The sequence below is a fragment of the Algibacter mikhailovii genome (assembly GCF_014651495.1).
GTDB classification, from domain to species: Bacteria; Bacteroidota; Bacteroidia; order Flavobacteriales; family Flavobacteriaceae; genus Algibacter_E; species Algibacter_E mikhailovii.
Genome location: NZ_BMWZ01000010.1, coordinates 1 through 13,802, shown reverse-complemented (window position 1 = coordinate 13,802; position 13,802 = coordinate 1). Strand labels below are relative to the sequence as shown.

The following is a 13,802-nucleotide window of genomic DNA, read 5'->3' as shown; positions in this document are numbered from 1 at the left end:
TAACGGATAACATGTTTTGGCCGTAGCTGTGTTTTTATTGTTCAAGTCTTAAGCTATAAATGACTTGCGCGTCTACCCAAAATATATCTGTATTCTCATATTTATCTGTTGGGTTTACTTTGCCTACATTTCTATTGAAGAAAAGATATTTTCCATCTGGTGTTACACTTGCGCCGTATTCAGATGCCGCTGTGTTTACCTTATCGCCCAGATTCATAGCTTGACTCCAAGAGCCATCTTTTTGCCGAAAACTAACATAGATATCAGCGTTGCCATAGCCGTTATCTCGTCTACTATCCCAAAGCATATAGGATTCGTCCGGTGCAATAAAGGGATGCGCATTGGCTGTGCCAGAATTGATGTTTTTATCAAAAAGCACGGGTTTTTCTCTTTTTCCATTAATTATTCTAGAATACCTGAGTACACCTTCACCCATAGCATCAAAGACATACGTTCCCTTCGCCGAAGCGGTAAGTCGCATTATGGGAATCTTATATAAACTAGAATCTAGTGGTTTTATTTCAGACCATGCTCCATTGGTCAAGCGCTCTTTATATTTTTTTCCTAAGTGCATTATCTTGCCATCAGATGATATAAAGGGTTGTCCTACTCGTGCCGAGATAATAGAATCTTGCCACTCGTTGTCTTTATACTGCAAGACCACAAATTCCATTTTTTTATCATGCTCTGTTGCTCCAACCTCTCTTAGGAAATAAAACTCCTTTAGGTCTGGTGTAAAAACGCCATCATTCTCCCAATTTAATGTGGTGACTAATCCCGGGGCAAAAGGTTCAGGTATTGATCCAGGTGGATTTTGACCAAGATAAGGACTGTTTTCTGAAGAATTCTTGTGATCTTCTCTGTTGGATTTCTCAGTTTTGCAAGCATTGAAAAATACGAGCAATACAAGTATTGAAATTTTAAGGCTATTATTTCTCAATATTTAATTTGTTTTAATTCTTACCAACGATTTTGTATCATAAGGTAACGGATTTTAGAAACTACTTTTTCAGCTTATAACTAGCCTTAAATGTATAAAATTCATTTTCGTTTAAGTCATTAACCGCTACTTTTTGTAAACGTTATTGTGTATTCGTACTTTTTATAACCTAATTAATTTAGAATCTCTATGGAATTTTTTCCACGAAAACCAGTACTCATCTGATATTGCAATTGGTTCTAAATTTGTGTTTAGCTTTCCTTTAATGTATTTGCCACGCATGTTCCATCGTGTTTGACTATTCAAATCCAGTATTTCAGCATTGTCTAATGTAACATTCAATACGAAATTATTAACCGAATTTTTAAATCCGTTGACAGTATCAGCAATTCCAATAAGAAAGACATTGTGTTCTTTATTTAATACTACTTCGTTTGAAATCACTTCTTTTTTTAAATAGACAATTTTTTTCTTTATGGATTCATCAATGAGACCAATAACGTGAGTCCGAGAAGGGAAGGTCTTATCTCTATTTTTTGAGGATAGTCCTGGAGTGTTTTCAGTGGCAACTATTTTTTTCCAGATTCCGGGAATGGGTAGTTGAAATTCTCGAAAATCCTTCTTGGTTACATTAACAACTTGTGGTTTGAGGATTGATTTCTTGACGTCTGACCACGATAATATCTGAAATGGAATCATGGTCAAATTGTATGGGTGTAATTTTCCAATAATTGATTGAAATGTAGCTTGCTGAAAAAATGTTTTCGTTTTTTTATCAGCAACTATCATATTGGCATCTTTAAAAGAGCCGACAAATAAAGGTCCTATTTCAGTAACGTCAAAAGGTATTATGCTTCTACACATTGCACAATAGGTAAGTGCAACAATTCTTGAATTGAATTTATCATTGATAATGTGATGATGTATGACATAATCCAAAGGATAGCACTTTGTGATTCCATCATATTCAATAATTGCCAATTGCATTTCATCCTTTATGGGTAATATTGAAATATCTTTTGTGAATATAGGGAAGTCAACGGCCTTAAAGGCCGTTTCTTGATGCATTTTGTATGTTAATATAACAGCAATGCTCGTCAAAATAATTGGAACTAGAGACCATAGGGGGAAATGGTTTTCTTGTTGATAAATATAGAAAGTCCATAGTAAAATAACTATAAGGATTGTCCAATTTATCGGTTTTCTAATAAAATAATGATAGTATAACCACTTAACGGGAAATGTCTCTATTAAAGCCATGTAAATAGCAGCGGTTCCTATCAATAGTGATAAAATTGCCAGTAAATAAAATATAAATAATATCATCTTATTCTTTTAATGTATGCTGAAGTAAAGTTGTTCATGGTACGAAGCACAGCGTGTTGTGTCTGTTATTTTACGCGTTGTAAGTACCTAATTTAGCAAATACAAGCCGAATTGAAAATCCGTTAGGATTTTTGTTAGTAGGCTGACCTAGTCATTAATTATCACCCTTACTAAGGCATTGTGATTTAGTATTAATCTAGGGTTACAAATAATTGAGATTTTATTTTCCAAACGCCAGAGGCTTTAGTCCACATGGCTGAATAATTGCCAGAAATAATAGAACCACTTCCTTGTTCGGGATTATAACCATCCCATATTCCACTTTCCCAAGCTAGACCTCTTTTTTCATTTACCACAATTTCCTTAGCCGTTCTTGTGTAGTATATTTTACTGTCTGTATGGTTTGAAAAATATTGTTTTATTGCTTTTTTTCCAGAAAGTAATGTTCCATTTCCGGCTGTTATTAATACATCATCTGTTAAAAATGAAAGTATTTCCGCTTTGTTGTATGACTTATAGGCTAGATTTGAAGCCTTTCTAGTCGCTTGTATCTCATCTCTGTCGGTTTGAGAGAATAGTTTCGTTGGGAAAATGAGAATACAGAGTATTACAAAGCAGAGGTGTTTTGTTTTTTTCATTTGGTATTGATGCTAGTAATTTTTACAGGGTTACGTCCTCCCATATTTACCACAAAGTTTTTGTACATGATTCGTGCCGTTGTCTGTAATTAAGTTCATAAAAACAATCGAGCCAGAGAGCACCCGTCCGTTTTTTGGAGGACTAAAAAAACAAAAAAATTAATACAAACCGTGTTATGTCTGCGTGTGTATGCAATTGCCGGTAATTGATGTACTAAATCAAATCATAACCTCACTTATTTGAATTACAGGCTCAATGTTAGTGAAGTTTGGTAAATCTCCCATTATTTTATTGGCATTGGGGCCAAAAGCGTTTTCAAAAGTTTCTACGGAATCGAAATACATATTACCCATTCCTGCATATGGAGCAGATGATCCAGGTGCACCACCACCGATTCCTTTTTCAACTGTTGCACCTTTAAGGGCATCACCTAATAAGGAACCAACCAATGGAATATGCTTATTGCAATAATAATCCATGTCAAATTCTTTTCCTTCTGAGTTTGGATACACTACAGTTACTTTAATCAATCCTTTTTTCATCTTATTTTATATTTAGCTTGTTATTTACAAACTACAAGTTAAGGCTTTTAATGATTCAATCTTGACTAAACAGCTTTGAAACGATTTAATTAGGGCTTTTTCTGGGATAAGGAACAAAACGGTTGTGTATGGTTGGTGGCACGTTTAAGCACCTAATGTTACAAATACAAACCGAATATATAATTGGCCAGGATTTTATTCATTAGGCCTGCACAAGGCATTCGTTTTATGGGGTGTTAGCACTTTTTTTATTGCTTTTTAAGAACTTTAAACCAAGTAGTATTAAGATGATTATCAAGGCAATAAAAAATACAGTTGTTGAAATACTTTTTAGAATTGTAAATGTATGGCTTGTATTAACCATAGTTTCCGTCAAGTCAGGATAATGGTTTAACATTATAATTATTCCTGTATTTTCCAAATAATCTGAAATTCCTGCAATTAATGGAAGTATGCATAAATATAAATATGGGATATGAAGTTTATTTAGTTTTTTTAAGAAATAGCCCAAAAGCAAACAGTAAGAAAGTCCGAAAAGTAATGGGTAAATCATACCCATAGGAATTTGATTCGTTAGATAAGTTGCTCGTCCATTTTCTCCTAGGGTACTGAATAATTCATTGACATAATTCAAATCATATCCAGAAGGCATCATATCTAATAATTTCATTCCGTTAGAAAATTCCATTGTTTTTGGAATTGTAACAGTCAGCATTATGATGTAAACACTATTGGTCAAAATAAAAAGTCCTAAAACTTTTTTTCCAGAGGTATGCTTATCAATAAAATTAGTTAATCGCTTCATCGTTTTTTTCTTTTTTATTGTTAACTACCTACTACTGGTTTTGTGTATGAGTTGTTTCTAGTACATACCTGTAAAGCATTTAAGATACAATGTTAACCTTTTGTTTTTAAATGAAATAAAAAAAATACTTCTTTCTATTTTCAAAGTAATGAATTAGTTCTTCAACTGTTTGGTAGTTACGGTTTTTTAGAGATTTATATTTGAATCGAAGAATTTGGAGTTTAGCTGAAAGCAGGTATTTTAGTTTAGCATCAGTATGAATATTTTCTAAGATTTTACCTGTTGTTTTTTTATCTCAAGCGCCTTTACGATCTAAAAATTCAGCTGCATTGAAAATATCTTTACCTTAAAGTCATTTTTTCTTTCAACATTCCAATGGCTAACCTGAAGCGCAATTAAAATACCAATGACAACAAGTATTATTTCTCCAATAGCATAAAGCAGATATTTACTGAATTTATTTTCGGAAAGTAATTTTTGTCGAATCGTTCTAAAAAAAATATCATTGCTTAGCTAAGTGTTATAATAAAGCAGAACGTTCTGTATTCAATTAGAAGCGCGGTTTTATTACTAACATTCCAGAGGTAATTGACATAATAAAAAGTAATAACTGCTTGAATAAAAACGCAAGCAGTGATTAATTAGGAGTTTAAAGAAAACTGTTTAGGTGCCTTTACGTAGAATTAATGGTTCTCATAAAGATAAACAGCTGCTGCTTTTGCCATTTTTCGTTGATTGTGGCCTACGCCGGGAATAATTTCTAATTTCCAGTTATATGTAGTTTCCAACATTTCTGCTGTAGCCTTACTTTGTTTGTAAAAATAAGTACCTCTTTCTAATCTATGGGTGCCCTGTTTGTCTGCGGTTTTTGATCTTAGAAGTTTACCACCCTTTTCATTGGCATTATCTAGTTCGCCCAGAAAGAGCACTAAATCTTTCTTGAAAGATTTTTTTAAACTTTTGTTGTTTATCCCGGTGCTTTTTACGCCAAATGGATAAGCTGTTCTTGTATCGGGAAGTGTATAGGATCCAGCATTCGAAGCCAATATCCAGTTTGCTTTTGAATTGGGATAAATCAAGGCAAAACGATGTAGAATTTGCCCGCCTGCCGAATGCCCAAACATATCATATTTATGTTGCTTAGATTTTACAGCACTTTTGGCGATCATAAAAATGCGATCAAAATCATGAAAAATCCATTGACTAGAATCTGAATTTGGTATAAATTTAACGATGTCTTCATCGACTATGACTTGGTTCGAATTCTTTTTGAAAGTTACCCCTTTGCTCATGTCCAAATCTTTTATTAATCCACCCAAGTGGTAATTAGCATAAGAATAATTTTTTTCGGCATATGCGGGAGCAAGTATTAGCACATTATGTTTTTCTGAGGCTTCAATCCAAGAATCGCGATAACTATCACCATTTCTTCCTGCTCCGGGAATGACCATCAAAATTTTGGATTTGGAGGTTAAATTTTTTGGCTTGTAGTAATATACCGTAATTGTATCCGTCTCATGTCCTGTTCCCCCTTTAATATTAAAAAAGCCTGAGCCCTCATTAATTGTAATAGTTTCTGCAGTGTCTTTTTGCGCAAACGAATGATTGATAAATGCTATACAAACAATGGTTATAAAAGTTAATAATTTAGTGTTCATTAGTTTTGATTTTATGTGTTAGTGAATCTCTTTTGATGTGACAAAGAACAGCATTAAAGAAGTTGTGATTTTGGTATATCGACGAACCAGCGTTTATGCGCTATAGAGCGTTCATTCTATATGGTATGTTTAATTCATCCGCAGTAAATGCCAATTAAGGGTGTACAAACTATAACTCATCGATTTTTTAATCATCGCTATAGTTATTACGTACTTTTGTAAGTATGAATAATCCTTTTACGCAGTTTATCAATAAGATGTTTCAGAAACGTTGGCTGCGTCATGTGACATTTTGGATTGTTTTATTGATTTGTTACACAGTGGCTATGAAAGATGGTTATGATTCAATTTATGAATCCTTTAACCGGAATGTTATTTTATTAGTTCCACAAATAATAGCTTCGTATTATCTTGTCTATTTTTTAAACCCCCGTTTTTTATATAAGAAGAAGTATGTGCTTTTTGGCGTTCTTTTTTTTATAGGAACCTATGTTTTCTCTGTTCTGGCTCGTGTTTTAGTAATTCATGTAGTAGAAGAATTATACAGAGAACAACCCTTTAAGCAAGAATCATTTTTTGAAATTGCCACCGATCTAAAAAGACTTTATAAAGATTTTTTTTATAAAGTGTATTTACCTGTATTTCTTTTTGCAAGCGTTAAACTTATAAAAGAACGTTTTGAGGAAAAAAGCAGGTTAGAAGTATTGCAAAAGGAAAAGGTAATTGCCGAGTTGAATTTTATGAAGGCTCAGATTCATCCTCATTTTTTATTTAACACCTTAAATAATTTATATGTACTAACGCTTCAAAAATCTGACGAAGCTTCTGATGTTGTTCTAAAACTATCAGAAATGTTAGACTATATGTTGTACAAATGCAATGGCATGAGTGTTACAGTAGCTGAAGAAATTCAGTTAATACAAAACTATATAGATTTGGAACGGTTGCGTTATGGAAATAGGCTAGATCTCTTTTTTAATAAAAGTATTGATGATCCTCAAACTCAAATAGCGCCGTTAATTTTGGTTTCACTTATTGAAAATGCATTTAAGCATGGAGCGAGTGGAACAGTAACTATTCCCGAGATAAGAATAGATATTACCGTTAAGAATAAGCAGTTATTATTTTCTATATTTAATACAAAACCAACGCATGTTCAAAAAGATTTTACGAATTTTAAAAAGGGCATTGGACTTGTAAACACAAATAGTCAATTACAATTACTGTATCCTAATAAGCATAGAATGGAAGTTATAGAAGATGAAACCTCATACCATGTAAAACTACAAATCAATTTATAGACCTAAGAAGCAAAAACTAAAAACAAAAAAGTGAAGATAAAATGTATTATTATAGATGATGAACCGCTTGCCATAGCATTAATAGAAGCACATGTTTCAAAAATTCCGAATTTAGAAATCATAGCGACTTGTAATAATGCATTGGAAGGTTTTGAGGTACTGAAATCGAAATCTGTAGACTTGATTTTTTTAGATATTCAAATGCCGTTGTTAACAGGAATTGATTTTTTAAAATCTTTGAGTCATCCGCCTAAAGTTATTTTTGTAACGGCCTATAGAGAATATGCTATTGAAAGTTATGAATTGGATGTGGTAGATTATTTGTTGAAACCCATTTCATTCGAGCGTTTTTTTAAAGCGATTAATAAATATTTTAAATCACTTGAAAGCCATACTAAACTAGAAACTGTTGTTTCAGAAAACAATCAAAAATCAGAATTTATATATGTCAATGTAAATAAGAAAAACCATAAAGTTTTGTTTTCAGAAATTGTTTATGCTGAAAGTTTAAAAGACTATATACAAATACATACTAAAGAAAAAACTATAGTAACCAAGGATAAAATCAGTGATTTTGAACAAAAGTTACCGAAAAATTTTCTTCGAATTCATAGATCATATATTGTTAATATTGATAAAGTTACTGCCTATACAGCACATGATGTTGAAGTAGGAGCATTAGAGCTTCCTATAGGCGTTAGTTATAAAAAGGATGTGCATAAGACTCTAAGAAATCCTTAAGCCATACTTTATATTTGAGGTAAGTCATTTTGGCTAAGGCCAAGTGCGTTATGTTTTTTTTCCAATACCTTTGCCTCTTAAAATCGGATGGTACTCATATAAGTCCATATAATAAATAGGATTTGTAATGGGATTCGAAACCATAAATAGGTAATGCCATACCCATCAAACGTTCCTTTTTGATAGTTTACATGATTTATAGAAGCATAAATATTTGCGGGTAACATGAGCAGAAGGAAAATAATTAATGTCCATCCAGATATAACCTTTAGTTTAGGAATTAAAAGACTTATGGCAAGTAATACCTCAAAGATTCCTGTTAGGTGAACAAATTGTTCTTTAAATGGAATGCATGCGGGTATCATCATAGACATTCCTTTTGTAAAGACAAAATGTCCAATAGCCGTAAATACAAGCATTATTGCCATTGCTATTCTAGCAGATAAGGCAAAGTCATATGCTTTTTTAATAAACTTAATTGCAAAAAGAGCGATAATAAAGGTTACTAAAAGAATAATTAAAGGTTTCATGTTTTTCTGCATTTGTGAAATACAAAGGTCAGAAAAGGACAAATAAATTAAATGAACCCAAGTTAATTAATACGTTTTCGTATTCTACTCAATGCTTGAGGAGTAATTCCAATATAGGAGGCAATATATTTCAAAGGAATTTGTTGCAATAGGTTTGGCCTGTCAGAGAATAAGTCTAAATAACGTTCTTCAGCGCTTCTATTTAATAAAGAAAGTTCTCTTTTTGATTTTATTAGAAACATTTTTTCAGCCATTTTCCTGCCAATAATATTGCCGTTGTTTGTGCTGTTATACACTTCTTGTAAATCGTTGTTCGAAATTCTCCACAAGCTTGTTTCTGTCAATGTTTCAATTTGATATTCTGATGGACTTTGGGTTAAAAATGAGTCATAGGCGGTAACAAATTCATTGTCAAATAGAAAACCAAAAGTTAAATCAGATTCTACTCTTGGAATATAAAGTCGGACGACGCCTTTTGAAATAAAGGATAAATACTTTTCAGTTTTACCAATTTCTAATATTATAGTATTTTTCTCAAGCTCTACTTTTTGTAGTTTCGAAGCGAAAAATGTCCAATCAGAATCGGTCATTGGGGATATATTATCAATATACTTCCTAATTTCGTCCATATGATTTTTTATTGTTGGTTAGGGCGGTAGGATAGTTGCCCGGGTTTTTAGAAGTAGTGGGGAATAAGCAATTAAATTATTTACAGGTTAGGCCATGTGTTTATTCCCTTAACTCAAACATTATATTAACAATTTCCACTGATGGAGTTTCGACTACTTTATAAGCTTTTGGAATTGTAGCTGCAAGTTCAGATTTTTTAAACTCCTGCAACGATTCCATTGAATCCCATATGTATACGCCTCCGTATTCACCAGGAGCTCCAAGTTTAACATAGTATTTCTGAACGATTCCAGAAATCGCCTTGAATTGTGGTTCTCGCTCTTTGGCTACCTTTAGAAGTTCTTCTTCAGACAATTCCGTTTTTAATTTAACGATCTGCATTATTGTTCCTTTCTTTTTCTCTTCCATAGTAATATTGTTTATGTCTGAAATTTTAGATTCTCCTTTTATAATAGTAAGAAATAAAAGTCAAATACTATACTTAAAATGTAACCCAATTTTTTCATTGTTATGTTGTTTTTAAAATTGCCTAACGGCAAATTGTATGAGTAGTCACAGTTTTCGGGCTTCTATCCTGTCAAACCGCTATGCAGTTTGAGCTGGCTACAAACCTTGATATTTAAAACTTTTCCTGCCATTACTTATGCAAAATGTTTTGTGTTGATTAATTTGTCGAATTTAAGATAATCTCTATCACTGGGATTTCAACTGGGGGCTTATTAACAGGTAAGATTAAATTCACATCTCCTTCTCCCAATTCCTGCTTTATCCAGTGGCCTTTTGGAGATGCAATTTTAACCTCCGATGCATCATGCAGAAACTGCACATATTTTATTTTGCCTTTCATTCCTTTAAGAGTGTAGTTTTGTAACGGATAATTGAGCAAATGAACATAAAGTCTATTCGTTGTTGGATTATAAGTCAACAATCCGTTATCGGGAATCTCAAATGTACTTGGAGCCTGCGTACAACCATAAATAGATCTGTAGTTGTATTTCATCCAATCTCCTATTTGATATAATGCTTTTTCTGCACGATAATCAATGACACCTCTTCCTGTTGGTCCTACATTTAACAAAAGGTTTCCTCCTTTACTTACTGATTCTATCAACAATTCCAATAGTTGTTTGTTGCTTTTCCAAGTCATTTCATCCCTGTAATAACCCCAAGAGCCACTGAATGTTTGACATGTTTCCCAAGGAATTCTTTTTCCATTGTGGGTCGGCCATTCTTTTATTTTAAACTGTTCGGGCGTAGTAAAATCCCATCCTCCCCAATATTCTTTTAAATCAAGACGATCATTCACAATGATTTCAGGCTGAAGTTTTCGAACAAGTTTTATGAGCTCGATTGATCCCCAATCATCTTTCCCCTTACCAAATTCACCAGGAAAAGAATAATCTAACCATAGGATGTCCACTTTACCATAAATAGTTAAAATCTCTATAACCTGGTTCTTTAAATACTCACGGTATACAGACATGTCGCGGTCTTTGTTTAGCTTATCATATTCTTTTTGGCTCCCAACACTTTTGGGATGGACCCTGTCAATGGTATAATCGGGATGATGCCAATCAATTATTGAATAATAAAATCCTATTTTCAGTCCTTCTGCTCGAAATGCTTCTACCCATTCTTTAATAGCATCTTTACCATAAGGAGTATTGGTGATTTTGTAATCGGTGTATTTAGAATCAAATAGCGTAAAACCTTCATGATGCTTAGTCGTAATTACCGCATATTTCATACCTGCAGCTTTGGCTAATTTTGCCCATTCTTGCGGGTTGTATAAGTCGGGATTAAAATTATCAAAATATTTTTGGTAGGTTTCATTATCTATCCGCTCCTTTTTTTTTACCCATTCATGTCGCCCTGCTAATGAATAGGTACCCCAATGAATAAACATCCCAAAACGGTCGTTAGTCCACCATGCAAGTCGCTCCTTTTTTTCTTCTTCAGTTTCATTCCAAATCTTTTTCTGCTGAGCATTTGAACCAAAAAAAATAAAACATAAAGTTGTGAGAATAATTATTTTTTTCATTGAATAAATTAATATTAGTGCCTACTATCCTTATGCTAATTGACAGGTTTTGTATATGATTTCATTGCGTGTTAAAACACTAAAGTTAGCAAATAAATTACAGATAGAAAGTCCGCGAAGACTTTCGTAAGTGGGCAAGAACTCGCAATGAATTATGCACGTCTTAAGTTTGTCTTTCACTAAATTTAAATAGAAAGAACAAAAGAGAGAAATATGATTAGTTCGTTACTATTTCTTGGAGCATCTTTACAAGCTCTTCAGGAGCAGAACGTTCTGGTGTATGATCGGCCTCCAACTGCAAGACAGGCCACCCCTTTTTTCGTGCACGCTCGGCATGTACAAAGAAGTCATCATCTTCGGGGTTTTTACCTTTCTCTACAGTTAGAATATATGTGGTAGGAATTTCTAACCTCTGTGGGTTATTGAGCCTAATATCATCTATAAATGTTAAGACAGGATGTGGTACATCTTTAGGAGGATCTTGTTCTGCAAAAATCCAATCGTGATAGAAAAGACCTTTTTCAATTTTTAATGATGAATCAACTGGAGTTCCAGTAATAGAAATCACACTTTCGCCATCTTCGGGTAGAAAAGCATCAATATAAATGAGTTTCTTTATTCTTTCAGGAATGCTATCAGCTACACCTGTAACTACCATACCTCCATAACTATGACCAACCAAGACTAAATCATTCAAATTTTCGTAAAGAATAACATTTACAACATCTAAAATATGAGTGTTCAAAGTAATATTAGATGAAGCTAAATGCACTCGTTCTCCAAGTCCTGTAAGCGTTGGGCGGTATACATTGTTACCAGTCGCTGTAAGTAGTGAGTCTATATTTTTATTTGTCCATCCTCCTGTCGACATTCCATGTGTAAAAAGGTAAACAGATTTGGAGGTAGATTGTGATTGTGCAGTGCTATACGAAAAAGCAGCAATGCATACTATAAAAAATATTCTGTAAGAATTCCTCATAAGTTTTTTTCATTATTAATTCAGTCAAGTGACACGCAGCGTCTAGGCTTTGAGTAGTTGCGTGGCTTAGCACTTAACTTTCTAAGTTGGCGATAACAAGCAATTACTTATAGCCCTTGTTAGCTGCAGTTTTTTGTTTTTCACTATTTTGTTTAGTGCTTATTTTATCGGGGTAAAGGATACTTCCAATTAATATGCTCAAACAACTAATTACAAAACCATAAATAGTTGGGTCAATTCTGGTATTATATATATGACAAAACAACCAACTTAAACCTCCAATTAAAATCGCTGACCATGCTCCTATAACTGAAGATTTTTTCCAGAACAAACCAAATGTAAAAGGTGCAAAAAGACAAACTAAAATAAGACTTAAAGAGGCTTCAACTAATCCAACAATATCTGAATCATCAAAGGCAAAATAACAAGATATAGCAGCTACTAAAATCACACTTAGTCTTGTGTAGAGGAGTAAATGTTTATCTGAAAGATTTTTTGCATAAGGTTTAATTAGGTTTTCTCCTATTATCGTTGATGGCGCAAGCATAGCTCCACTTGAAGTACTCAAAATCGCGGATATCATTGCACCATAAAAAAGAACTTGAACTGGCATGCTTGTCATTATTTTAACCAAAGATGGTATTATATCTTGACTATTCCCATTGTTCAACAATTCGGGATGCAAGTAAACACCTCCTAATCCAATTATTAGAGGAATGCTAGGAATAAGAATCATAAGAATGGCTCCTAGGAAAAGACCATTTCTAGCGGATTTTTCATTCTTAGCAGAAAACACGCGTTGATATATTTCTTGAACAGGTATAGCCCCAGCTATAAAAGCTAATAAAAGAGCAATATATGCTGACCATTCTTCAAGGCCTCCATGAGGTGTTAAATCAAAAAAATCTTTTGATTGGTTTGCAAAAATAGGCACAATACCTTTAGTTTCAGTTAACACTTCAAATAGAAGTATGAATAAGCCTAAAAGAATCATGATACTTTGTACCATGTCTGTATAAGCTACAGCCCACATACCACCAATATAGGTGTAAAAAACCACTATTGAGGCTCCTATAAAAACACCGTAATTAAAGGGAATACCCATTACTGTATTAAATAAATAAGCCAAAGCAACAAATTGGGCAGCAATCCAATGCGGATAAGATAATACCATTATTAATGAAGATAATAATTCAAGTTTTTTATTATACTTTACTCTAAAAAAATCATTGATAGTAACAATATTCATTCTATACAGTTTTCGTGCATAGAATTGTCCAACAACAAACAAACAAATTCCTCCCGATAGGATTAAAGTTATGTATGAAGAAAATCCATCCAAAATAAAATAACCAGGATTTCCCATAATTTGACTACTCCCAAACCAAGTTGCAAATAATGTTACTCCAACAAGCGAAGTTGAGAGACTTTTTCCAGCAAGTATAAAATCACCAGAAGTCTTAATTCTCTTCGAGGCCCAAAATCCAATTCCGAGAGTACTTATCAAGTAAGATATTATGAAAAAGTTTACCATATGTAAATTTTGGATTAATTAGTGATCTTACAATGTCTCGTCCTGAAATATGGCTACAGGTTAAAATTGAAATTAAGCTGATAATTTATATACCATATTCGGTGTTTTGAAGTCTAAAGATAAATGTAATCTTATT

The 13,802-nt window shown here is 33.1% G+C and carries 14 protein-coding genes; 2 read left to right on the top strand and 12 right to left on the bottom strand.

The genetic code is table 11. The features are described from left to right. Positions 1-34: 34 nt before the first annotated feature. The 6 genes from IE051_RS16870 to IE051_RS16845 all read right to left on the bottom strand — a co-directional run bounded on the left by IE051_RS16870 (position 35) and on the right by IE051_RS16845 (position 5,910). The gene (locus IE051_RS16870; RefSeq protein WP_189362590.1) at positions 35-940 is read right to left on the bottom strand and encodes a TolB-like translocation protein; all 906 of its coding nucleotides are present in this window, start codon (positions 938-940) and stop codon (positions 35-37) included. 162 nt (positions 941-1,102) lie between these two features. After that, positions 1,103-2,266, bottom strand: a complete 1,164-nt coding sequence (locus IE051_RS16865) for a DUF3179 domain-containing (seleno)protein (RefSeq protein WP_189362589.1) — start codon at positions 2,264-2,266, stop codon at positions 1,103-1,105. Between the two features lie 191 nt (positions 2,267-2,457). Then, positions 2,458-2,904 (bottom strand): YybH family protein, encoded by a 447-nt coding sequence (locus IE051_RS16860; protein ID WP_189362588.1) that lies wholly within the window; start codon positions 2,902-2,904, stop codon positions 2,458-2,460. Positions 2,905-3,123: 219 nt separating this feature from the next. After that, positions 3,124-3,447: an EthD family reductase gene (locus IE051_RS16855; RefSeq protein ID WP_229796857.1), complete on the bottom strand. Its 324-nt coding sequence runs from the start codon at positions 3,445-3,447 to the stop codon at positions 3,124-3,126. Between the two features lie 226 nt (positions 3,448-3,673). Next, positions 3,674-4,252 (bottom strand): hypothetical protein, encoded by a 579-nt coding sequence (locus IE051_RS16850; RefSeq protein WP_189362587.1) that lies wholly within the window; start codon positions 4,250-4,252, stop codon positions 3,674-3,676. A 683-nt stretch (positions 4,253-4,935) separates the two neighbouring features. After that, positions 4,936-5,910, bottom strand: coding sequence for a hypothetical protein (locus tag IE051_RS16845; protein ID WP_229796856.1), 975 nt, complete (start codon positions 5,908-5,910; stop codon positions 4,936-4,938). 224 nt (positions 5,911-6,134) lie between these two features. Between IE051_RS16845 and IE051_RS16840 the strand changes: the two genes are divergently transcribed. Both IE051_RS16840 and IE051_RS16835 read left to right on the top strand, forming a co-directional pair. Continuing rightward, a complete protein-coding gene (locus IE051_RS16840; RefSeq protein WP_189362586.1) occupies positions 6,135-7,211 on the top strand; it encodes a sensor histidine kinase in 1,077 nt (358 codons plus the stop codon). A 30-nt stretch (positions 7,212-7,241) separates the two neighbouring features. After that, entirely contained in the window at positions 7,242-7,952 is a 711-nt protein-coding gene (locus IE051_RS16835) for a LytR/AlgR family response regulator transcription factor (protein ID WP_189362585.1), read from the top strand. Positions 7,953-8,029: 77 nt separating this feature from the next. On the opposite strand, the gene IE051_RS16830 is transcribed toward IE051_RS16835, so the two are convergent. The 6 genes from IE051_RS16830 to IE051_RS16805 form a co-directional block, all read right to left on the bottom strand. Continuing rightward, on the bottom strand, positions 8,030-8,482 hold the full coding sequence (locus IE051_RS16830) for a DoxX family protein (RefSeq protein WP_189362584.1): 453 nt from the start codon (positions 8,480-8,482) through the stop codon (positions 8,030-8,032). Between the two features lie 62 nt (positions 8,483-8,544). Then, positions 8,545-9,111 (bottom strand): Crp/Fnr family transcriptional regulator, encoded by a 567-nt coding sequence (locus tag IE051_RS16825; RefSeq protein ID WP_189362583.1) that lies wholly within the window; start codon positions 9,109-9,111, stop codon positions 8,545-8,547. Positions 9,112-9,211: 100 nt separating this feature from the next. Continuing rightward, positions 9,212-9,520 (bottom strand): hypothetical protein, encoded by a 309-nt coding sequence (locus IE051_RS16820; protein WP_189362582.1) that lies wholly within the window; start codon positions 9,518-9,520, stop codon positions 9,212-9,214. Positions 9,521-9,776: 256 nt separating this feature from the next. Continuing rightward, positions 9,777-11,153, bottom strand: a complete 1,377-nt coding sequence (locus IE051_RS16815) for an alpha-L-fucosidase (RefSeq protein ID WP_189362581.1) — start codon at positions 11,151-11,153, stop codon at positions 9,777-9,779. A gap of 217 nt (positions 11,154-11,370) precedes the next feature. Beyond that, positions 11,371-12,132 (bottom strand): alpha/beta fold hydrolase, encoded by a 762-nt coding sequence (locus IE051_RS16810; RefSeq protein ID WP_189362580.1) that lies wholly within the window; start codon positions 12,130-12,132, stop codon positions 11,371-11,373. A gap of 103 nt (positions 12,133-12,235) precedes the next feature. Then, positions 12,236-13,639 carry a high affinity choline transporter 1 gene (locus IE051_RS16805; RefSeq protein WP_189362579.1) on the bottom strand — a complete coding sequence of 468 codons (1,404 nt, stop codon included), beginning with the start codon at positions 13,637-13,639 and terminating at the stop codon, positions 12,236-12,238. Positions 13,640-13,802: the final 163 nt, after the last annotated feature.

Excerpts from the sequence above, each read along its gene's own strand:
- IE051_RS16865 (WP_189362589.1), bottom strand. The coding sequence starts at position 2,266 with ATGATATTATTTATATTTTATTTACTGGCAATTTTATCACTATTGATA.
- IE051_RS16860 (WP_189362588.1), bottom strand. The coding sequence starts at position 2,904 with ATGAAAAAAACAAAACACCTCTGCTTTGTAATACTCTGTATTCTCATT.
- IE051_RS16855 (WP_229796857.1), bottom strand. The coding sequence starts at position 3,447 with ATGAAAAAAGGATTGATTAAAGTAACTGTAGTGTATCCAAACTCAGAA.
- IE051_RS16850 (WP_189362587.1), bottom strand. The coding sequence starts at position 4,252 with ATGAAGCGATTAACTAATTTTATTGATAAGCATACCTCTGGAAAAAAA.
- IE051_RS16845 (WP_229796856.1), bottom strand. The coding sequence starts at position 5,910 with ATGAACACTAAATTATTAACTTTTATAACCATTGTTTGTATAGCATTT.
- IE051_RS16840 (WP_189362586.1), top strand. The coding sequence starts at position 6,135 with ATGAATAATCCTTTTACGCAGTTTATCAATAAGATGTTTCAGAAACGT.
- IE051_RS16830 (WP_189362584.1), bottom strand. The coding sequence starts at position 8,482 with ATGAAACCTTTAATTATTCTTTTAGTAACCTTTATTATCGCTCTTTTT.
- IE051_RS16825 (WP_189362583.1), bottom strand. The coding sequence starts at position 9,111 with ATGGACGAAATTAGGAAGTATATTGATAATATATCCCCAATGACCGAT.
- IE051_RS16820 (WP_189362582.1), bottom strand. The coding sequence starts at position 9,520 with ATGGAAGAGAAAAAGAAAGGAACAATAATGCAGATCGTTAAATTAAAA.
- IE051_RS16815 (WP_189362581.1), bottom strand. The coding sequence starts at position 11,153 with ATGAAAAAAATAATTATTCTCACAACTTTATGTTTTATTTTTTTTGGT.
- IE051_RS16810 (WP_189362580.1), bottom strand. The coding sequence starts at position 12,132 with ATGAGGAATTCTTACAGAATATTTTTTATAGTATGCATTGCTGCTTTT.